26 protein-coding genes are annotated in these 20,111 nt (G+C 52.5%); 12 read left to right on the top strand and 14 right to left on the bottom strand.

Annotated features, from left to right (window positions below; genetic code table 11):
• Positions 1 to 21 precede the first annotated feature (21 nt).
• The 11 genes from B5G43_RS05880 to B5G43_RS05830 all read left to right on the top strand — a co-directional run bounded on the left by B5G43_RS05880 (position 22) and on the right by B5G43_RS05830 (position 9,849).
• Positions 22 to 915: a heme-binding Shp domain-containing protein gene (locus B5G43_RS05880; protein WP_158097366.1), complete on the top strand. Its 894-nt coding sequence runs from the start codon at positions 22 to 24 to the stop codon at positions 913 to 915.
• 2 nt (positions 916 to 917) lie between these two features.
• On the top strand, positions 918 to 1,871 hold the full coding sequence (gene isdE / locus B5G43_RS05875) for a heme ABC transporter substrate-binding protein IsdE (RefSeq protein WP_087259535.1): 954 nt from the start codon (positions 918 to 920) through the stop codon (positions 1,869 to 1,871).
• Positions 1,852 to 2,850 (top strand): iron ABC transporter permease, encoded by a 999-nt coding sequence (locus tag B5G43_RS05870; protein WP_087259534.1) that lies wholly within the window; start codon positions 1,852 to 1,854, stop codon positions 2,848 to 2,850. The genes isdE and B5G43_RS05870 overlap by 20 nt, the downstream gene beginning before the upstream one ends.
• Positions 2,837 to 3,604: an ABC transporter ATP-binding protein gene (locus B5G43_RS05865; RefSeq protein WP_087259533.1), complete on the top strand. Its 768-nt coding sequence runs from the start codon at positions 2,837 to 2,839 to the stop codon at positions 3,602 to 3,604. Before B5G43_RS05870 ends, B5G43_RS05865 begins: the two co-directional genes overlap by 14 nt.
• A gap of 17 nt (positions 3,605 to 3,621) precedes the next feature.
• Complete coding sequence (locus tag B5G43_RS05860; protein WP_204244530.1) at positions 3,622 to 4,014, top strand: YbaN family protein; 393 nt, start codon at positions 3,622 to 3,624, stop codon at positions 4,012 to 4,014.
• A 1-nt stretch (position 4,015) separates the two neighbouring features.
• The gene (locus B5G43_RS05855) at positions 4,016 to 5,761 is read left to right on the top strand and encodes an ABC transporter ATP-binding protein/permease (protein ID WP_206405007.1); all 1,746 of its coding nucleotides are present in this window, start codon (positions 4,016 to 4,018) and stop codon (positions 5,759 to 5,761) included.
• Positions 5,743 to 7,389, top strand: coding sequence for a thiol reductant ABC exporter subunit CydC (gene cydC / locus B5G43_RS05850; protein ID WP_087259532.1), 1,647 nt, complete (start codon positions 5,743 to 5,745; stop codon positions 7,387 to 7,389). The genes B5G43_RS05855 and cydC overlap by 19 nt, the downstream gene beginning before the upstream one ends.
• A gap of 731 nt (positions 7,390 to 8,120) precedes the next feature.
• Positions 8,121 to 8,534, top strand: a complete 414-nt coding sequence (locus B5G43_RS05845) for a sigma-70 family RNA polymerase sigma factor (protein WP_242960477.1) — start codon at positions 8,121 to 8,123, stop codon at positions 8,532 to 8,534.
• Positions 8,524 to 8,706, top strand: coding sequence for a helix-turn-helix domain-containing protein (locus B5G43_RS05840; protein WP_087259530.1), 183 nt, complete (start codon positions 8,524 to 8,526; stop codon positions 8,704 to 8,706). The genes B5G43_RS05845 and B5G43_RS05840 overlap by 11 nt, the downstream gene beginning before the upstream one ends.
• A gap of 284 nt (positions 8,707 to 8,990) precedes the next feature.
• Positions 8,991 to 9,194 carry an antitoxin VbhA family protein gene (locus B5G43_RS05835; RefSeq protein WP_087259529.1) on the top strand — a complete coding sequence of 68 codons (204 nt, stop codon included), beginning with the start codon at positions 8,991 to 8,993 and terminating at the stop codon, positions 9,192 to 9,194.
• Positions 9,187 to 9,849 carry a Fic family protein gene (locus tag B5G43_RS05830; protein ID WP_087259528.1) on the top strand — a complete coding sequence of 221 codons (663 nt, stop codon included), beginning with the start codon at positions 9,187 to 9,189 and terminating at the stop codon, positions 9,847 to 9,849. Before B5G43_RS05835 ends, B5G43_RS05830 begins: the two co-directional genes overlap by 8 nt.
• Positions 9,850 to 10,158: 309 nt before the next feature.
• Here the strand turns inward: B5G43_RS05830 and B5G43_RS05825 are convergent, their stop codons facing one another.
• The 6 genes from B5G43_RS05825 to B5G43_RS05800 form a co-directional block, all read right to left on the bottom strand.
• Positions 10,159 to 10,857 (bottom strand): hypothetical protein, encoded by a 699-nt coding sequence (locus B5G43_RS05825; protein ID WP_204244532.1) that lies wholly within the window; start codon positions 10,855 to 10,857, stop codon positions 10,159 to 10,161.
• 2 nt (positions 10,858 to 10,859) lie between these two features.
• A complete protein-coding gene (locus tag B5G43_RS05820; RefSeq protein WP_242960476.1) occupies positions 10,860 to 11,771 on the bottom strand; it encodes a DUF4313 domain-containing protein in 912 nt (303 codons plus the stop codon).
• 6 nt (positions 11,772 to 11,777) lie between these two features.
• A complete protein-coding gene (locus B5G43_RS05815) occupies positions 11,778 to 12,836 on the bottom strand; it encodes a DUF4313 domain-containing protein (RefSeq protein WP_242960475.1) in 1,059 nt (352 codons plus the stop codon).
• A gap of 170 nt (positions 12,837 to 13,006) precedes the next feature.
• On the bottom strand, positions 13,007 to 13,552 hold the full coding sequence (locus tag B5G43_RS05810) for an adenylosuccinate lyase (protein ID WP_087259526.1): 546 nt from the start codon (positions 13,550 to 13,552) through the stop codon (positions 13,007 to 13,009).
• On the bottom strand, positions 13,549 to 14,106 hold the full coding sequence (locus tag B5G43_RS05805) for a hypothetical protein (protein WP_040411874.1): 558 nt from the start codon (positions 14,104 to 14,106) through the stop codon (positions 13,549 to 13,551). Before B5G43_RS05805 ends, B5G43_RS05810 begins: the two co-directional genes overlap by 4 nt.
• Before the next feature lie 18 nt (positions 14,107 to 14,124).
• Positions 14,125 to 14,742: a hypothetical protein gene (locus tag B5G43_RS05800; protein WP_242960474.1), complete on the bottom strand. Its 618-nt coding sequence runs from the start codon at positions 14,740 to 14,742 to the stop codon at positions 14,125 to 14,127.
• 12 nt (positions 14,743 to 14,754) lie between these two features.
• Here B5G43_RS05800 and B5G43_RS17750 point away from each other — a divergent pair, with 12 nt between their 5' ends.
• Positions 14,755 to 15,018 carry a hypothetical protein gene (locus B5G43_RS17750; RefSeq protein WP_242960473.1) on the top strand — a complete coding sequence of 88 codons (264 nt, stop codon included), beginning with the start codon at positions 14,755 to 14,757 and terminating at the stop codon, positions 15,016 to 15,018.
• Positions 15,019 to 15,195: 177 nt separating this feature from the next.
• Here the strand turns inward: B5G43_RS17750 and B5G43_RS05795 are convergent, their stop codons facing one another.
• The 8 genes from B5G43_RS05795 to B5G43_RS05760 form a co-directional block, all read right to left on the bottom strand.
• Entirely contained in the window at positions 15,196 to 15,858 is a 663-nt protein-coding gene (locus B5G43_RS05795; RefSeq protein WP_087259524.1) for a hypothetical protein, read from the bottom strand.
• Complete coding sequence (locus B5G43_RS05790) at positions 15,855 to 16,163, bottom strand: hypothetical protein (protein ID WP_087259523.1); 309 nt, start codon at positions 16,161 to 16,163, stop codon at positions 15,855 to 15,857. Before B5G43_RS05790 ends, B5G43_RS05795 begins: the two co-directional genes overlap by 4 nt.
• A 30-nt stretch (positions 16,164 to 16,193) precedes the next feature.
• Positions 16,194 to 16,799 (bottom strand): DUF6809 family protein, encoded by a 606-nt coding sequence (locus B5G43_RS05785; RefSeq protein WP_242960472.1) that lies wholly within the window; start codon positions 16,797 to 16,799, stop codon positions 16,194 to 16,196.
• Between the two features lie 110 nt (positions 16,800 to 16,909).
• Positions 16,910 to 17,353, bottom strand: coding sequence for a hypothetical protein (locus B5G43_RS05780; RefSeq protein WP_087259521.1), 444 nt, complete (start codon positions 17,351 to 17,353; stop codon positions 16,910 to 16,912).
• Positions 17,354 to 17,548: 195 nt separating this feature from the next.
• Complete coding sequence (locus tag B5G43_RS05775) at positions 17,549 to 18,235, bottom strand: YkgJ family cysteine cluster protein (RefSeq protein ID WP_087259520.1); 687 nt, start codon at positions 18,233 to 18,235, stop codon at positions 17,549 to 17,551.
• A gap of 87 nt (positions 18,236 to 18,322) precedes the next feature.
• Positions 18,323 to 18,568 carry a hypothetical protein gene (locus B5G43_RS05770; RefSeq protein WP_007712849.1) on the bottom strand — a complete coding sequence of 82 codons (246 nt, stop codon included), beginning with the start codon at positions 18,566 to 18,568 and terminating at the stop codon, positions 18,323 to 18,325.
• Positions 18,569 to 18,616: 48 nt separating this feature from the next.
• Positions 18,617 to 19,156, bottom strand: a complete 540-nt coding sequence (locus tag B5G43_RS05765) for an RNA polymerase subunit sigma-70 (protein ID WP_087259519.1) — start codon at positions 19,154 to 19,156, stop codon at positions 18,617 to 18,619.
• A gap of 100 nt (positions 19,157 to 19,256) precedes the next feature.
• Positions 19,257 to 20,102 carry a hypothetical protein gene (locus B5G43_RS05760; protein ID WP_087259518.1) on the bottom strand — a complete coding sequence of 282 codons (846 nt, stop codon included), beginning with the start codon at positions 20,100 to 20,102 and terminating at the stop codon, positions 19,257 to 19,259.
• Between the last annotated feature and the right edge of the window lie 9 nt (positions 20,103 to 20,111).

Genomic DNA, 20,111 nt, shown 5'->3' with positions numbered 1-20,111 from the left:
TTGGTATTGTGCCTGGGCCTGATGACCGGTTTGTTGTCCGTCAGCGCTTCTGCAGCAGAGGTCAAAAGCGGTGTCTATACCGCCAGCATGGTCACCACCTATTATAATCCGGATACTGGAAATGTGGATGATGGTGGAACTGCCAATGCTGCGCTGGGCGAGGGCATGTGTCGCTCAGCGACCGATGAAACCTGCCTTGTCGAGGTTGATGGCGATGATATTTGGATCACTGTCCGCTTGTTGCTTCAGAGCAACTGTAGTAATGTTGCTCTCTATTCCCGCAGTGGATATGACAGTTACTCGCAGGTCAGTTATGACATCATGTCTGAAGATGCCGCGAATGACTCGATTGATTATCGGATCAAGGTCAGTGATGTGGGGCAAAAGCTGAAATGCACCATGTATGTTTCTCCCATGGGGCGTGATGTGCTGTGGTACTTATATGTAGACACCGCTTCCTTGACTGCCGGCAGCGGCGACTTTGTGGTGAGCATCGACCCCAGTGCGGAGCCGGAGACATCCGCACCGGAGCAAAACGTCGGGACTTCCGCTCCCTCCACCCAGGCACCTTCTACCCCCGCGGCATCCACGACTCCTTCCGTGCCCTCTGCTCAGGAACCGGAGGAAACACCTGGAAACAGCGCAGATCCTGTGCAGTCGGAGGAACCTGTGGAGAGCACACTTCCGGAGGAGACAGATATGGTGGAGCCCACTGAAACCCCAGAAACACCCGATACAACTGAAAAGGACTCGGAGAGCAGTCAGACTCCTGAGCAGAATAACGCTGAGACCGGCAGCACCGTTGAGCAGGAGTCGGCTTCTGCGGGCGTGTCCGGCGGAGTGATTGCAGCAATCGTGGTCGTGGCAGCTATCGTTGTGGGCGCAGTGATTTACTTTGTAAAGAGGAAGAAATAAAGATGAAGCACCGTTTTTTGAATCGGCTGTTGGCAGGCGGGTTGGCCTGTGCAATGGCGCTTTCTCTCACAACCTGTGTGGACCAGCACCCGGAGGAGAGCTCAAATACCGGGAATGGTGAGACGGCTGGAGAGAGCCGTATCGTGGCCACCTCCAACGCCACCCTCCAGATCTGCGACTGGCTGGGGCTGGACTTGGTTGCCATCCCCACCACCACCGGCGAGGTGCCGGAGCGCTATCAGGGGCTGCCCGAAATCGGCACTGCCATGGCTCCCGATGCAGAACAGATTGCCCTTCTGGATCCCACGGATGTGATTGGGCCGGATACACTGAAAGAAAATATTGAGCCGACCTACCAGGCGGCCGGCGTTCCCTACACCTGGATCGATCTGCAAAGTGTTCAGGGTATGTACGACAGCATTGCCATGCTTGGAGAAAAGTACGGAAAAGAAGTTGAGGCTGAGGCCCTGATCTCAGAATACGAAGAGACCATGGCAGAGTTCGAGTCATCCATCGCCGGGAAGGAGCATCCCACGGTGCTGGTACTGATGGGGCTGCCCGGGGCCTATATCGAGTGTACCCCTAACTCCTATGTGGGCTCTTTGGTGGAGTTGGCCGGCGCCACCAGCGTGGTTCAGGTGGAAGATGAGATGAATTTTGTCTCCTGGAACACGGAGGAGCTTTTGGAACTGGATCCCGATGTGATCCTGCTGACTGCCCACGGCCTTCCTGATCTGGCCATGGAAATGTTTGCGGAGGAATTTACCACCAACGACATCTGGAAACATTTCCGGGCCGTGCAGGAGGGGAGGGTCTATCAGCTGGACTACAACACCTTCGGCATGAGCTGTACCTTTGACTGGCCGGAGGCCCTGGAGATCCTGAAGGAGATCCTCTATGACGGTACCTATGAAGCCTATGATGCGGAGGCGGCTTATGCGGAAAGCGGTACATAAGGATGCCCTGAAGGGCCTTGTGGGCTGCCTGGTTCTGGCGCTGCTGATTTTTATCCTTGCGCTGATTGCTATGAAGATGGGCAGTATCTCCATTTCCTACCGGGAGCTCTTTGAGGGGCTGTTCGTGACCTATGACAAACGGGTGGCCACGATCTATGACCTGCGGTTTCCCCGGATCATCGTAGCCTTGCTGGGAGGTGCGGCCCTGTCCTGCTCCGGTTTGCTGTTCCAGGCGGTGCTGAAGAACCCTCTGGCTGACCCGGGAATCATCGGTATTTCCGGCGGCGCATCTCTGGCAGCATCCGTCATCTCGGACCTTTTTCCCGTCCTCTATTTCTCTGTGCCCCTCTTCGCTTTTCTCGGCGGGCTTCTTGCCTTTGTGCTGATCTACTCTCTCTCCTGGAAGGGGAGCCTGGATCCGGTGCGCATCATCCTCATCGGCATTGCCGTGGCGGCGGTGTTCACCGGACTGGAGTCGGTGCTGGGTGGGCTGACGGACCGCACCGGTGTGTCCGTGTCCGTCAGTGGACTTGCCCAGCTGGTATGGTCGGATGTTGCAATGATGGCGGTGTATTCCATTGTCGGACTGGTCCTGGCGCTGGTGCTGTCGCCTGTCTGCAATCTGCTGGCGTTGGACGACAAAACGGTTCGTGGTCTGGGGGTCAATGTGGATCTGGTCCGCTTTGTGATCTCTGTGGCGGCGGTGCTGCTGGTTTCCGGCGTCACCGCTGTGATTGGTGTGGTTGGCTTTTTGGCCCTGATCGTGCCCCATATGGCCCGGCGGATCGTAGGCTCCGACCACCGTATTCTGGTGCCCTTCTGTATCTTGCTGGGCGGCTTTGTGCTGCTGCTGGCGGATACCGTGGGCCGGTGCATTGCGCCGCCCAATGAAATCGCTGCCTCCGTCATTATGAGCATCGTGGGCGGCCCGTTCTTTATCATCCTGTTGAAGCGAGGTGACCGGCATGGTAAGCGTTGAGCATCTTACCTTTCATTATGACAACGATCCGCCCGTTCTGCGGGACTTGTCCCTGACCATCCGGAGCGGAGCCATCACCACGCTGATGGGAGCCAACGGCTGCGGAAAATCCACCCTGCTCCAGATCCTCACAAAAAATCTGAAGCCGGACAGCGGGACAATTCGTTTCGATCAAGCGGAGCTTTCCGCCATCTCCCTCAAAGAATTTGCCAGGAGAGCCGCCATCGTCCACCAAAAGAACACAGCGCCCGATGATCTGACTGTGGAGCGGCTGGTGGCCTATGGCCGCCTGCCGTACAGCTCGATTTTTAAGGCAGGGCTGGACCAGGAGAATCAGACGCAGGTAGAACGGGCTCTGGCGCTTACCGACCTGACGGAGCTTCGGGACCGACGGGTGGGCGCACTGTCCGGTGGTCAGCGGCAGCGGGCTTTTATTGCCATGGCGCTGGCACAGAATACGAAGCTGCTATTCCTGGACGAGCCCACTACTTTTCTGGATGTCCGCTATCAGGTAGAGATTCTGCGCCTGGTGGAGCGGCTGAACAAAGAGGAAGGGATCACCATTGTAATGGTACTCCACGATATCAACCAGGCGCTGTCCTATTCGGACGAGGTGATCGGACTGCTGGACGGTCAGGTATCCATTCAGGGGCCTCCGGAAGAGGTCATTACCTCCGAGAGTATTCAAACTCTGTATGGCATTGATTTGCCGGTGATCCGGGCGGATGGCCGGCTGTGTGTCATGGCAGTGTAGCGAGGGGAATCAATTTCATGAAAATCATGCTTATTATTCTGGGCTTTTTGGCCCTTGGTCTGGGCGCCGTAGGGCTTGTGATTCCTGTCCTGCCCACCACCCCCTTCTTACTGGTATCCACTTTTTGCTTTGCCAGAAGTTCGGAGCGGCTGAACACTTGGTTTAAGGGGACTAAGCTTTACAAAAATAATCTGGAGACATTTGTTCGGGGCCAGGGAATGACCTGGAAAGCAAAGCTGCGCATCATGGGCACCGTGACCGTCATTATGGCAATTGCTTTTATCGCCATGCAGAACGTTCTTGTTGGTCGGATCTGCCTTGCTGTGGTTTGGATTGCCCACGTCATTGCCTTTTGCTTTATTATCAAGACCTGCCCGTCCAAGCACGGTAAGTCCGGTGAGGTGACATGATATGATGATCAATAAGCGTCTCATTGCCATGGTACCCGAGGTGAAACCGTTTATTTTCAAAAAAGTGGTGGCCAGTTGGGTCTCGCTGCTGGCAGGTATCCTTCTCTGGTTCACCGTGGCCAGGACGCTGGAACAGGTTCTGGAGCAAGGGCCGGAGGACACCGGGACTGCGTTTCTTGTCGCCGGGGGATGCATCGTGATCCGCTTTTTCCTCACCCGCCTGTCGGCCGGATACACCCACCAGGCGTCGGCCTGCGTCAAGGCCAGGCTTCGCCCGGCCATTTATGATAAGCTGCGCAGGCTGGGCAGCAGCTACACAGACCGATTCCCAACAGCGGAAGCAGTTCAGCTGGCGGGTGAAGGCGTGGAACAGCTGGAGACCTACTTTGGAAATTATCTGCCCCAGTTTTTTTATGCAATGTTGGCACCCCTAACGCTTCTAATCGTGTTCCTACCCCTCTCGCCTCTGACGGCGGCGGTCTTGTTTCTCTGTGTGCCTTTGATTCCTGCGGCTATCATTGCCGTCCAGCGAGTGGCAAAGCGCCTGTTGAGGAAATATTGGGACGCCTATGCCAATCTGGGGGACAGTTTTCTGGAGAATATTCAGGGGCTGACCACTTTGAAGGTTTATGGCGCGGACCAGGCCCGGCATAAGGCGATGAATGAGGAAGCGGAACATTTCCGCAAGGTTACCATGAAGGTGCTAACCATGCAGCTCAATTCCGTAACCATCATGGATCTGGTGGCCTATGGCGGGACAGCCCTGGGAAGTATTCTTTCGGGGCGTGCATTCCTGCTGGGTCAGGTCTCTTTTGCCGGAGCCGTAGCCATGATCCTGCTGGCCAGCGAATTCTTCCTTGCCATGCGGGCGCTGGGCAGTTTTTTTCATGTGGCCATGAACGGCATGGCTGCCAGCGAGCGGATGTTTCGTCTTCTGGATCTGACGGAACCGGAGGAAGGGGGTAAAACGCTGGAGAACGGCCCCATCTCAATTCAGGAACTCTCGTTCTCCTATGACGGCAGGAAGGATGCCCTTTCGGGGCTGGAATGCACCATCCCTCAGGGCGGCTTTTTCGCCGTGTCCGGCCGGAGCGGCTGTGGAAAGTCTACGCTTGCCGCTGTCATCAGCGGCGCACAGACCCATTACCGGGGCAGTCTTCAAATCGGCGGTACCGAACTGCGGGAGGGATCCGCGGAGAGCCTGCGAAGCCTGATCACAGTGGTGTCCTTTAATAGCTATATCTTTGGCGGTTCGGTACGCAGTACGCTCCTGGAAGGACGGCCGGACGCCGACGAGTCGGCGCTGCAGGAGGTGCTGCGCCGGGTCAATTTGCTGGATTTCGTGCAGTCCCAGGGCGGTCTGGATATGCCCCTGATGGAACGGGCGTCCAACCTCTCGGGCGGGCAGCGGCAGCGTCTTGCTTTGGCCCGCGCTTTACTCAAGGACAGCCCGATTTATATCTTTGATGAAGCCACAAGTAACATTGACGCAGAGAGCGAAGAGGACATCATGGGTGTGATCCGTTCCCTCAAAGGGCGGCACACAGTTCTGGTCATCTCTCACCGGCTTGCCAATGTGACGGACGCAGATAAGATCTTGTATCTGGAACATGGCCGGCTGTGTGAAAGCGGGTCCCATAACGCACTGATGAGGATGGGCGGAGGCTATGCCGCCCTGTTCCGGGCACAGCAGGAACTGGAGCATCCGGGTGGAAAGGAGGGGGAGGAATGCGAAGAAACGGCATAAAGATCATGTGGGGTCTGCTGGGTCTGCTGCGGCCTCTGGCCCATATCATGGTGTTCTGTATTGCCCTTGGTACACTTGGTTTTTTCTGCGCCATTGCCATCACGGTTCTGGCGGTGAATCTGCTGCTCACTGCCATGGAACTTTCCCCCTGGAGCCTCACCTTTGCTGCCGGTGGCGCGATTATGGCTGTGTGCGCCGTGGCCCGGGCATTGCTTCGTTATGGAGAACAGACCTGCGGACACTACATCGCATTCAAACTGCTGGCGGTCATCCGGGACAAGGTGTTTGCCGCCCTGCGGCGTCTGACTCCGGCAAAGCTGGAGGGCAAGGGACGGGGTGACCTGATCTCTCTGATCACCAGTGATATTGAGCTTCTGGAGGTCTTTTACGCCCATACCATTGCCCCCGTCTGTATTGCCGTGCTGGTCTCTCTTTCCATGACGGTTTTGATCGGCAGCTTCCATCCTTTGCTGGGCCTGCTGGCTGGCATCTCCTATCTGCTGGTGGGCTGTGTTATCCCCTTAGCTACCTCCCGTATCGGACGGAGGCAGGGCATGGAGGTTCGAAATCAGCTGGGTGAGCTGAACAGCTATGTGCTGGAAAGTCTGCGTGGTCTGCGCGAGAGTCTTCAGTACGGACAGGATGGAGCCAGGGCACGTGAAATGGAGCGGAAAACAGAGCGGCTCAACCGGCTGCAAAAGCAGCTCAAGCGGCATGAGGCGGCGGCGTCCTCCTGGTCCGGCGGGGCGGTCATGGGGCTGACTTTGGCGATGCTGGGTGTGGGAATGGTGTTGAATGTATCGTTCCCCGTACTTCTGTTGACCACAGTAATGCTCTCGTCATCCTTTGGACCTGTACTGGCGCTGGCAAATCTCTCCGCCACCATGGATCAGACGCTGGCTTCCGGGGAACGAGTGCTGGCGCTTCTGGAAGAAAAGCCGGAGACGGAGGAGGTGCTGACCGGCCAATGCCCGGACTTCTCCGGGGCGGAGGTAAAGCGTCTCACATTTTCCTATGGCTCTGAGGAGATCCTTCACGATCTCTCCGCTCAGTTTCCCAAGGGAAAGATCATTGCCGTCACAGGGAAGAGCGGTTCCGGGAAATCCACCCTGCTCAAACTGCTGATGCGCTTCTGGTCTGCGCCGGCGGGAAGTGTTTTGATCTCAGACACCGATGTGGGTAATATCCCCACCCATCACCTGCGGCATTTGGAAAGCTATATGATCCAGGACACCGACCTCTTTCATGACAGCATTGCGGACAACATCCGCATCGGAAAACTGGATGCCACTCAGGCGGAGATCGAAGCGGCAGCCCGCAAGGCAGCCCTCCACGACTTTATTCTCACATTGCCCCAGGGCTATGATACGCCGGTGGGCGAGCTGGGCGATACCCTCTCTGGCGGTGAACGACAGCGGATCGGCCTGGCCCGAGCCTTTCTTCATGAGGCGCCCTTTTTGTTGTTGGACGAACCCACCAGCAACTTGGACAGCCTCAATGAAGGAATTATTTTACGAGCTTTGCGTGAGGAACAGGATGACCGAACCGTGATCCTGGTTTCCCATCGCACATCGACGCTTTCCATTGCGCAGCAGTCTTACGCAGTTGATTGCGGACGACTTTGTTAGAAAAAAAGTAACCTAAGAAAGTGCGGCTCTTGTCCATCAGCGGGGCTGCACTTTCTTACTCTATAGAGAGTGCAATAAAATGGTAATTTAGTCAGAATTCAGACAGCTTTGTCGACTACAATGAAAATGAGATTTTAGTTGGATCGGTATAAACTGCACTCAAAGAAATGGAGAAATGAATATGAAAACTAAAAATCAGAAAGGCAAAAGAAATTTCAAATTGCTTTTGGCGGCCTTATTCGCAGATGAATGAGGCCGCCTCTTTGTTTACAGACGACAAAAAACGACAATATTTTTAGAACGATACTGAACCCAAAGCGTTGGCAGGCCCTCTACCTAGTCTTGATAGTTGCGGGCTCGTGTGCAGAGTGTGGTTCAGATGGCAGGGAGCCAAAGGTGCATGAGAGAAAGATGGATCATGCACATAAAGAGGTTCGTCCATCTGCTTACATTTCGACACACAGCTTACTTTACAATACGGTTTTTCCGCCGCCCTTTTCACAGGAGCAGGCGGAACATCGCAAATCGAGCGACAAGCCTCCTCCTGTGGGCGGCGGAAGTCGTGACGGACTTCTTTATGTGTTTTACACGGCCGACCGTTCACTTTTGCGGTGTGCGGTTGTCTGTGTTTGTTTATGTAACAAACACACACGCCCGTTAGTTCGATGCCGGTCTCCTCCGAAAGTTCAAGAAACCTGTTGGACTTCTTGAATGATTTGGAGGAAAAGGTCATGTGGCAACGAAATAATGGACAAGCAAGGGAAGAACTGCAAATCAGATTTACAGGTTACTTAATCCAGGCGGTTAGGCGCACACAGCGGGACTATCTGAGAGCTCTTTGCAAATATGGTGAAAACGAGATACTTTCGGAAGTGTTTTGCGCTGTGGGCCAGTCGCTGGAGCAGGAACTGATAGAGCGACTGCCTCTCTGGGAGCAGATCGAGAGCAGTGATCTTCTGAACGCATTGAAAAGGCTGGATGAGCGTGAGCGGTATGTGCTCCTTTCCCGCGTGTTGGATGAACGCTCTTTCGATGTGATCGGCGCGCATCTGGGATTATCGTATAAAGGAACGGCCGCGGTATACTACCGAGCCATTCAAAAGCTGAAGAGGAGCATCAAGGGAGTGAATAATTGTGACATTTGAACAGATGCTGCGGCGAGCCAAGGACGGAGACCATGAGGCAATCACAAGCATTTTGCTCATGTACCAACCTATGCTGCTCAAAAATGCTGTGCTTGATGGCAGGTTGGACGAGGATCTGTACCAGGAGTTGTGTATCACGCTGATGCGGGCTATCAAACTGTTCCGGATTTGAGTTTATGAGGAAGGCTCTGAGAGCGCATTGTCTCAGGGTCTTTCTCGTGAGCTTAAAATAGTTGAGATATAATTTCACTGGGAAGCTATATACAACTAAACAGTAGTGTGTTGTGCCCTGCCAGGTTCGACCTGTGGGGAAAGAATGTTCTAAATATAAATTAGTTACCAATCAGAAACCATTGAGGCATGCTGCTAATTTATAAAAACCTGTATTTTACTGGCCTATTGGCAACAGGATCTGCCCTGTGCTATACTGGGCTTAATTAAGGAGGTGGAGCCGGCATGAGCCCATTGGAAAAGAAACAAATTGCAGCGGTCAACGCTGCTGATGCTATTACCGCTATTGGAGGCGCGCCAATTTCCAGCTATGCACAGTCATTGTCTGTAAGCTGGGCCCACGGCGAGTTGACAGGCAAACAGATGAAGCAAGCACTTCTGGCGAATCATCGCCGGATCGCGGAACAGGAGCACCAGAGCCATGGTTGACCCATATCTGTATGAAGAATCTCTTGTTTTGAAAAACAAACTGGACATCAAAAATGAGAAAATCCTGGATCGCATCGAGGCTGAGCAGTCCAGAGTAAATATAATGCTTTTGCATGAAAAGGGATTTCAGAATTTTTCACCAGATGGACTGCGGGAAATCCATCGGTTCCCGTTTGGTGACATTTATGAATGGGCTGGCCAGTATCGCATTATCAATATCGAAAAGAAAGAGAAGCTGCTGGCAGGCCGGAGTGTCTGGTACAGCAATAAAGATAGAATAGAAGAAGATCTGAATGATGCTTTTCAGTGGCTGAAAAATGCTCACTGGGAGGGCATTGGTCGAGAACAATTTGTTCATCAAATAACCAGACTCTTCCCGGTGATCTGGCAAGTGCATCCCTTTCGAAAGGGCAATACACGGACTGTCGCAATGATGATCAACTTCTTTGTGGAGTATCACGGATATTATGTGGATCAAGAGTTGATGGCAGCTAATGCCGGCTATGTCCGAGACTCTTTTGTGATGGCATCTCTGGATCAATTTTCAGAATTTGAGCATTTAGAGCGCATTATGCTGGGCGTGGTTTGTGATGAGCCGGTTGACTACAGTGTGGGAAGCCTTGGGAAATCGGTACGGACGTTGGAGAAATACTGAAAGTAGCAGAAGGAACCCCATATGCCGGAGCCACATTGACGGCGCGAGGAATGAAAGAAGCGCACAGCGGAAGGAGACCCGCTGTGCGCTTGCTTTATTTTGGGCAGGAGTCAGGGATAACAAATTTGCAGCCGTGCCCCCGCATTACTTCGATAATGTCGGTGCCTAATCTCCGTTGGAGCTTAGAAATCGTGCTGAAATCCCAGCCTAACTATCATCAAAAAAGTCTGCGGCTACAGCTGACCTAGCCGACAGTTTATTAGATAGGCTCCAGAGTACATAAGAAAGGTGATCCATAGGGGCTCAGCCTCATTGCTTGACTTCAACAGCAGCCTTATCGTAATAGTGAACATAGACATTGTAATCCCGAAACCGGGTGATCAAACGAATCCAGATATACAGATGATCGGTCTCGGAATACAGGTTGAATTCCGTTGCCTCGTTGGTAGACTGTGCGTACCTGCAGAACCGCCGCATGGTATCCAGCGTTTTGAAGGCCGGCAGTTTGAACAGGGCACTCTGGAACTCGTCGATTTCTTTTACCAGCTCCGGAGCTGGTTTTTTCTCACGCTCATCATGCCAGGTTGTCCACCACCGGCACCCGTCATAATCGGAGCGGGAGTAAGCCGCCTCGCTGACAGGTCGCTTGGTGGCCTGCATGGGGGGAGTATAGGTGTGCTGGAACACTTGATCGAAGCTGCAGGTGGTCTTCAGATAGCAGTCACGACTTTTTTTGGGCCTCAACAGCCGCCCCTGCTTAATCGCGTCCCATTCTTCAAGAGGCAAGGGAATATGCGCTGCATCTCGGAGAGCTTCGTCCATCCCGCAGGCCTCACAGATCTGGACATCCACATAGCGGCTAAGGGCGTTTACCATCAAATGGGGAGCCAACGGGGCGCCACACCGCAGACATCTGGGCGGATCTGCGGCGTCACCGTCCGCATAAAGTTTTTTGTCTTTGCGCCAGGCTGCTTCTAACAGCCCCTTGGGGTAGAGCAGCAGTTTCATTGTCAAGTCCTCCTTTTTTGAGATTTCTTTTTCTTTCCTGCCTGCTGGCGGATTTCTGCGGTTTCTTTGAAAGTCTGGATAAGGGGATTTTCGTGTCTTGTGTCACTCTGGCGCCGCCGATCTTCTGACCAAGGCGGGTATACAGGAAGTTCCCCTTGATAAAACGAAAGCAGGTTGGTGGCCATATCTTCTTTGCGGCGGTGAATATAGCGTTGCACAGTTTGGGTCTCGCAGTTAATGATTGTGGTCCGCAGCATAATTCCGCGCTGCTCAAAAATATACCGCAAGCAGTGAGCCGGATCTTCGGCTTCAATCCATAATGGGAGCGTATCATCAGAGCCTTGGAGTTTTCGCCATCCGCTGTAATCCGTGTAGTGGAAGTGAGGAACATGATTTGCGAGCCGGCGAAGTGCCAAATACAAGCGTTCATATTGGCGGCCAAGCTCTCCTTTCAATCGCCTGGAATAGTAGGTATAGCCGTCAGGGTCAAGCTTTTTAAGCTTCTTGCTATTAAAGAGATATTCCACATTATCCACTCCGTTTTCAGAGCGAATTTGGCCTGTTGGTTCTCCTAGTCCGTTGCGCTTAATCCATGCATAAAACCGTTTGCCAGTGGTCTTTGTGTTGACAAAACCACAGTCCTTCGGCCGCAGACCACCCAGATTTGTGGTGAGAGTGTCCCAGAATATCAACTGCCCGAAATTCTCTTGATAAAGTTTGATAGCGAGGTTGCCTTCCGAGTAGGTGGCAACTTTAATGGTTATGGCATAGTCTGTTCCTTTCATTTTGAATGGTATTGGCTGCATTGCTTTCCTCCAAGCAAAACCGGTGGGCTGCAAAAAGCAACCCACCGGTCGTTGTGTTGTAAGACTGACTCCAGAGTGCAGGATAGGGGAGAGCAGTCTCGTCGTCATTGTTGTTTATGCGCTTTTCCCGCTTTGCTGTGAAGCAAGGTAAGAGGCGTACCCATCCGGATCAAGCTCTTGCAGCCGGCCTGCTCGGAAACGGTATTCCGGGTACTCGCAGAACCCGCTGCGCTGTAGGATGCCAGTAGGGACTGCCAGCCCGTTGCGGATGATCCAAACAGGAAAGTCGGGGTCCCCGTTGGTGTCAATGAATGCACAGTCTTTCTGACGCTTGCCGTCCAAATTGACAGTCAGAGATGCCCACGGCTCGGGATAGCCGTCCTCCCAGGCCACCATTTGAATTGCAAGATTGCCGCCGACATAGGAGGTAACTGCGAGCTGGATCTGGTGGGTAGAGCCATACTTCTCATAGGGGAGAAGCGTGGTGGCAGAGTCGGTTTCCGCAGATGTGGGATGACTATCTTCGCTACAACTATCAGGCATTAGTCCCAATTCCCAGCAGATTGTGAGAATGTCTGCCCGGTCTACACGATAGACAGTTCGTTTGGCGTATTTGGGGCGGAAGAGCAAGTCTCCGTTTTCAAGGAAAAATCGCCCCTCTTTCCCACCGTAGGTATGGCGGCGCCCATCCAGAAGATACTGCATCTTTCGGGCGTCCCTTTCAATTTTTTTGGTGTCATACCAGGTGGAATACTGAACCGCCACATGCAGGTTCGGATGGTTTTTAAAATGCGTATCCAGAAATTCCAGCAGCCGCTCACAAAGCTCTCTGCGCTGAATAACCGTCTGCCGTTCATTGAAAGTCAGCGTAAAGTAAGAATAATCTCTGCGGGAGAGTCCACAGCCGTGTGCAGTATTGCTGAAATCGTTGCACCAGAAATAGACTTCCCAACCATCGCTGAGGTAGGGTGCCGGCTCATCTTCTGTGTAGCCGTAGCAAATGAAATTATGAGCAATGGCAGCCATGATCGGAGCCATAACCGCGTTTCTGTGTTCGGCGGCCTGCCGGAGCTGAACGGTATCCCTGATTCCGGCCGCATGAGCCATTCTGTTTTCTTCCTGCTGCGCTTCCGTATATAAGAACTGCAGGCGCAGAGAATAGATGTCCTCCATCGCATATCCTTTGCGCTCCACTTTGCGTTGGACGGTTTCACATAAGATGTATCATGGTATATGATCATAAAACTGTCCCTCCATAAAAGTGCCCGGCAGATTGCAAGAAAACAATCTGCCGGGCTTTTGACACTTACTCTGAATGAACCAGAAGGGTCTTTTTCTCATAGTCAAAGAGTCAACATTGATGTACTGTCTCTGTCTTCCCATATTGATGTACTGTCTCTGTCTTCCCATTTGACGATTCGCCCCTGCTGCTCTTTCAACCGGGCAATATGTTCTTTCCACTCTTTGCGAGCTTTCTCTGCGCGCAGCAGTTCGGCAGTCTGTTGTTCTGGTGTGAGAGCAGAGAAGGCAAACTCACGCTGATCAGACTCCAAATCATAGATGACCCGCCTTGCGATGGACAACGCCAGCTCAGATACGGTGGGAGCGTGTTCCTCAAGAGCCTGCCGACCGCGGTGGAACAGGTCCATGTATGCATGGTACTGTGCTTCGGTGATCAACTCCCAGCCGTAAGCATCCTGGATCTCATTTTCACTGTGGTACTCCATAGCGGCATCGAAATCAGCCTGCCGTGCGGCATTTTCCTTGTCTATGCGGCGCTGAAACTTGGTGCAAACTCGCTCCAATTCTTTGATCAGAAGAGCATAGGCGTCCGATTCCAACAGATAGCCATGGGCCTCGCTGTTCAGATATTTCTGCTTTTTTGTCATGCGGCTGCCTCGACAGGGCCAGGAACCTCATAGATGACCTCAACGGGAAGCAACGCACCGCAGGAAGTATCCTCCATAGTCTGCCATTCTCCGTTTCGCCAAACCTGTGCGGTAGCGTCGTTATAGACCTCCGGCGCCAGATGATGGTCGCTCATGCATTCTTTGGACACATAAATGCACATATGCTGCAGGTAAAAAACATGGAGGACCTGAAGAATTTCCTCTCTCAGCTGTTTCGCCAAAGCAGCGATCTCATTCATGTCCTGCCGCTCAAAAGCAGCCTCGGAAATCCGCTTCAGACATTGGGAGTCTTTTACCGCTTCGTTGGCATAGCTCGTTGCCTCATCTCCATACTTTTGTTTGATGCGAATACCCCCGAGAGACACATGGCGGGTGTACGCCGTAGCGGCTTTGCAGATGCTTTCCTTCAACTCCTGATAGGGTTTCTTATACTTGGTTTTCAGCACATCCATAGGCACGACCTCCAGATTGCGGCGGAGCGTGTCCAGATGCTTTTCCAATTCTTCACGAAGAGCCTTTTCCATTTCGTCCATAAAAACATATCCCTCCATTCATTTATCAGTATCAGGCTGTCGGCTGATTTCCGTCAAAAGCGCCGCCGCTACTTCAGACACCGCTTCCCAATAGGCCTCCTGATAAGCAGAACTGCTTCTTAACTGTGCAAGAAGGCGCCGGGGAAAATCCGGAGAGGCCAGCAATCTTTCACGCTGGGATACAGTAAGCTCCTGAAATTCCTCCCAGTCTTCAACCTGCTCTCTGAAGTCCTCTTGCATATTTTTTCCCTGCCAGAGACCAGCCACATTTTCCATAAAGCAGGGGGCCATCGGCAACGAAAAACTTTTCAGCTCAATGGAAAAGTGGTTTTCACAATACTCACCGTCCAGATAGCATTCATAGCTATTTTGCGTCTCTTCCTCCACAAACTGACACTTTTGGCGCCAACTATCAATGCTGCCGCCGTCCTGTTCCTCCCGGAGATCATCATGGAACTGCCTCTGGGCATCGATCAGACTGGTGAATGGGATCTCATAAGAGCCATATTCTCCGTCGCTGGCCCAGTGGGAAGCCACAATATAAAGTGTCGCTTGGGGATAATCCTGTTTCGGAGCCGGCAAAGGAATCAACATTTCCGGTGACATGATAACAAAATCAAGTCCCAGATCCTCCACGCTCTTTGGCTCATGGTAGAGTTCAGAAAAAGTCCGTTCCAGAGCTTTGCGGTCAGCGGAGAGAACAGGCAGGTCAAACCTGCAGTAAATATCCGGCGTGTCGTTTTCAGTTTCTTTGTCGGTTCCGGTGCGGATCTCGAAGATGGTTCCAAAGAGTCCTTCGTATTCGCTCTGATCGTTGGCAAAGACCCGTGCACCGATTTTGAAGCAGATGCCTTCGTGCCAGAGTTCTTCGTTTTCATTTTGGTAGATCGTAGGTCATACCTCCTTCTTTAGAGGGTAGGGGTATATCCTTGCCCCTGGATTGATTTTGGCTATCCACGCCGGAAGTGGCGGCACCGTTCCTGAACATAAAAATGGGCGGCACCATAGGCGCGGTACGCCTGCATTTTAGAGGACTGCTTGACGGAACCCCTGCCGGGTAGGTTCAGCCGATTCTCAGGCGGTTTACACTTAAAGTTCGTCATCTTCTTCCCAAGGGGAATCTGCATCATTTGTGTCAGCCTCCTTCTTTGTCATATGCTCCATGTGCTCCACGCGGGTGTGCTCTGAATCGAAAGGATAAGTACCAGGGACAGATCCTCGCTCCAAAATCGTGAAGCTGTTCCAACGCCCACAGTGTGGGCAAGAAATCTGGCCGCTGCAAGCGCGGTCAATTTGTTCTTGGGTGACTGTGCCGGCTTCGGGGCAGCACGCCATGCGAACAAAAACGATGTTGGCAGTGTTCAGTATTTCTGGCCGATATTTTGCGTTAAAGGAGATAAAACCGATCCATTGAGGATTGTCGAAGATCCGGGAAGCATGAAGCTGGAGCGCCTCCTTCCGCATTTCAGACACAGATGCTGAGACATAGTTGTGCTCATTGCACCATTGGATAAGCGCATTCAGCAACGGAACCTCATTTTCCCGCTCGATGACAGCCTCCACCAGCTTGCACCAGTCACATTCTTCGATCTCACCTAATTTGGTTTTGACAGCCCGCCAAGGAGTATATTTTTTATCTCGGCCAGCACCGGTGCTGTTACAGCGGAACACTCCATATTGCCAGCGGATATCCTCGAATGTAGCTTCAGAGAGGGTTTTTCCACCGGGCAGTCTATAGTTCTCATACTTCATGGATGTGGTTCCTCAGCTGTTGGATTCATAGATGACGGTAACTCTCCGCTTAAAACCAGGGGAAGTGCCGCACTCCATATCCTGAGAGGAATTGGTTGGCGGTCTATTTCCCGCAACGCTTCATCCATCCAGCACTTTTCACAGATATAAACATGAGCGTATCGGATCAGCGGGTTCAGAAAAAAGTAATTGCCGGTATATAACTCATTGTGGCCGCACCTTGGGCAGAGAATCTGTTGTTCCGATTCATGAAGGGGTAAAAGCCGCTCAAGAAACACTTTGATTTTATCTTCGCAAATATTCATGCCGTATTCTCCTTGATTGAGGCATTGGTTCTATTCACACCAGCTTGGCCGACGACGATATAAAGTCAAGCCATGGATAGGGAGGTTCTCTTTGTCATTGGTTACTCGGATAAATCCCTTTTTGTAGGCCACGACCTGGACTTCCTCATTTGTTTCGAGACAGAACACTCGTTGGCCGTTCATTTTTCTGAGTTCCTGCAGAGTGAGAGGAAACTCGTCATCATGCGTGCCTTCAGGCAGCGGAAGACCAGCCAATAGCATCTGAAAGGCAGTCTGAAAACCGGATTCAAACGCTTGTTCAGTAACGGCGCCGTGTTGCTCACCAACAGCGATCTGATAGGCCTCGAACGCTTTTATGGCTGACGGGGATTTCTGCAGGATGTTTCGCAGGGCTGCTTCGGCAGCGGAAACCGACTTGTCCATTTTTTTCTGCTCACTGCTCTGCGTTTTGAACACGCTCGGCTCACAGTCACCGTAGTAGAGGTCGTGCAGAAAATTGGATGTAGGAGCTGCACTCTGCGGCGAACCCGCCTCAAGATGCGCAAGTCCGTCAGCAATTCGTTCCATCGCCTTGATAAGATTGGGCAGCTGGGCCTCAAAAAAGCGGTGACCGTATATCGTTTCGTGGAAATTCAAAGGTTGGTACCTCCTGTCAATGAAAGAACCACCGACGGTACAAAAGCTGCGGTGGTTACTGATTGAGACCTCTGATAAGGTCATAGACCATCCATAATAGATACTGAAAATCAGCCAAAACAGTCGTGCTGCATAGCCTTATTGCAGGCCAGAGAGAGGCCTGTCATCAACTGTGGCATAGCCTCCATATACTGGGGCGTAATACCCAAAGCATCCAATTCTTCCTGCACATCGCCGGTGTAACTATACTCGTGATTCTCCAATTCCTGTAGGAACATATCGAATATAAAGCCTTTCCCCGTTTTATCCGAGGAAATAGCATCTTCCAGCTCTTTGCGATGTCGGGCAAGCATTTCATCCAGCTTGGCAGCATCGCTTTTGCGGCAGTAGCCGCCACCGAAAATGCTGCACATCTGGCAGGTGTCCGAAAGAGAGAGGCCCAGTGTGCGCATCCCTTCGGCAAACTGTTGTTTGTTGAACGCAAAGAACATAGGGAATGCGTTGATTTCCGCCTGTTGGCGATTACGCATCTCCTGATATTGATTGGTACTCATGCAACGCTCCTTTTCTCTGCTGTGCTTACAGCCAGTGGTGTCACACGCCATTCTTCCGGGTGACGCTGGCTTCGGCAGATCTTTTGCAAAATTTCATGCTTTCCGCAGACGGCATATTGCAACCATTGATGGCACGGTTGACCGTTACCGTTCTGTGACGAGAGATGCTCCAGCACATAAATCACGGGTACCACCTCACTCTGAAGGAGCCAATTTGCGAAGCTCGTTCAGCAAGCTGCGGTTGTTCTGCTCGTACTGAGGCAGGAATGGCTGATCCAGCTCAAAATGATAGTAGTGATAGAACAATATCTTGAATACAGCTGCTTGGCGCATTTCTTCCGGCATACGGTGCATCAGCCGGCCAATCTCTGGGATGACCAGATACTGTTGCTTCAAAAATTCCTTGTCCTCTTTGGGAAAGTTGTGGTACAGCCAGTCTTTGACCAATACCTTTCCGCCGTTGAAGTGATGCTGCTGATTATCATCAAAGCACAGGCAGTATTCAAAATCCCGTCCACGCTCACCAGGCCCCACCGAGAACGGGTAAAGGCGGCAGGTTCGAGGGCGGGCAGCATAGATGCTGCACTGGTTTTCGCGCAGAAAAATACAAGTGGCATCTGCGCCGACCGTTTTGAGTACATAAATGGGATAACCTTCATCGGTAAGCGGCATGGGTTCGCAGTATCGGAGCAGCACATCGTCCGTGCTGCTGATACCGCAATGCTGGTTACGCAGGTGCTTAGCCATCCGGTAGGCATCCAGGCTCTCAACCATGACGCAATTTTCAATATGACGGCAGCAATGACCGCAGCAACTGCAGTGATATGAAACGAACTCCTTTGCTCGTACCGACACGGCAAGGGTTTTGGATTGCTCTTCCATCGTATTCCTCCATAAAAAAGGCCGCGGCAGACAAAGACGCCTGCCACGGCCGGGACTTATGGGGCGTGGCCCCTTACTTGTTGAATTCTACGCGCACGCGGCCAGGGCCGTATAAGCCGGGAAGACGGCTGCCATCGGGAAAGGGTCCATAGAGAGGTAGTAGTCGGAATTGAGCGTCTCAAAATGGATCATATCCGCCGACTGCTCGTGGATCGCCACGACGGTCGAGGTGCGGTAGGTGGTGCCGTTGGCACGCAGAAAAGCGCAGTGGCCCAGAACCAGCGGGCACAGAAGCGTTCCGTGCATCACAATGGATTTCTTCGATTTCGTCATAGTATTCGACCTCCATTCAAAATGATTTTGATTTCCCGCCGGGGCAGATTACTCGCGGCAGAGTTCCAGAAACACCACATGGGCTTCCTCAAGAAGATCTTTGATACACCGGACAGGGAGCTTTTCGCTTTTGGCAATCTCTCGTTCGCCATAGCCGCAACCTTTCATACGGACAATGTTCATCTGCTGTCTGGAAATGCGACCAGCCAGATCATGGAGCAGCTGGCCCATCTCGAATTCCTGCATCAGTTTGTCCTGCACCGCCAGTGTATCTTCCAAAGGAGTGCCGTCGGGATACAGGCCAAGGTGGATGCTGAGGATTTCGGCATTTCGTTTGTGACGCTCTTGAGCCCGAAAATAATCACATAACCGAAATTTCATTTGCCTCATGGCAATGGTGCTGAACGAGTATTTCTGAGCAGACGAACTGTTACAGTAATCCCGGACTGCAGCTAAATAGGGAAAAATAACCACGTCATAAAATTCGTCTTCAGAGAGATGGTTATCATTCAGAAATTTATAAACCAGGCCGTGATGTTCGGCGGCAAACTCTTGCTGTTCCTTTGTTAACGGTACTTCACACAACATATATATTTCCTCCAGTCTAAAACAAAAAAGGGATACCCCCGGCGTGAGCCAGAGGTATCCCGTGATGACATGTCATGCGGTTATGCCCGCAGAAAATCCATTATGCCGGCAGCTTTTCGTAGTCGCCGTTGATCGCTCCGACCTCATAGCTCCCATCAGGATTTGCGGCTTCGGTGGCGGATGCGGGGATCTCATACTCGCAGTCGTTGGTGCGCTGCTCTTCGTTGATCAGGGCCCGCTGGATGTTGATGAGCTTGATCTGCTCCTTGAAGCCATTGGCATAGGCACGGATCTGACTCAACTCCTCGCCCTGGAAGTCGCGCACGAGACGGAAGGTGGCAACGCTGTAGTCGTTGCTGCCGTTGTTTTCCTTCTTCAGCGAAATCTGCACCAGGCTGCCGTAGGTGGCACGCTGCCGGTAGACAAAGGCTCTGTTCAGGAACTCTTTGAACGGCTTAATGCTGGTGGGCGGGAGCGAGATCAGCAGAGGCATATACTCGCCGCTGCGCAGCAGGTAGATGTCCCGCATATTCTTGCACGCCTTGCCCCGTCCGCCGTCTCGGGCCGAGCCATACTCGTTCATCGGGCAAGTGGCGCAGGCGCCGCCAGGTTCACCAATTCCCGTCTTGCCGTCCACAGAGGAGCAGAGAGGCTTGGTGTCCTCGTCATACTCACTGCCTTCCGGCCAGAGGGTGCAGGCGGCGTGATTATAGAGAATCACGCCCTCCAGCGTCCGGGCATAGTCCGGATTGTCCGGGTCTTCGGTGGGGATCTCGAACTGCAGCTGGCCGCCGGCGGGAATCTTCACCCGCTGGAAACTCATCATCTGCAGACCGTCGGCATCCTCCGCGATCTCCTCGCTGCTGAAGTCGCCCTCTACCATGGCGGGAAGCAGGAAAGCGTTCTGCTCGGGAATGTTCATCATGGAAGTGTTCTGTTCGTACATAGTTCGTTC

The organism is Flavonifractor sp. An92, from assembly GCF_002159175.1.
In the GTDB taxonomy this organism is placed as follows: Bacteria; Bacillota; Clostridia; order Oscillospirales; family Oscillospiraceae; genus Pseudoflavonifractor_A.
Note: the sequence above shows the minus strand (reverse complement) of the source record. Positions and strands in the feature narration are given on the sequence as shown.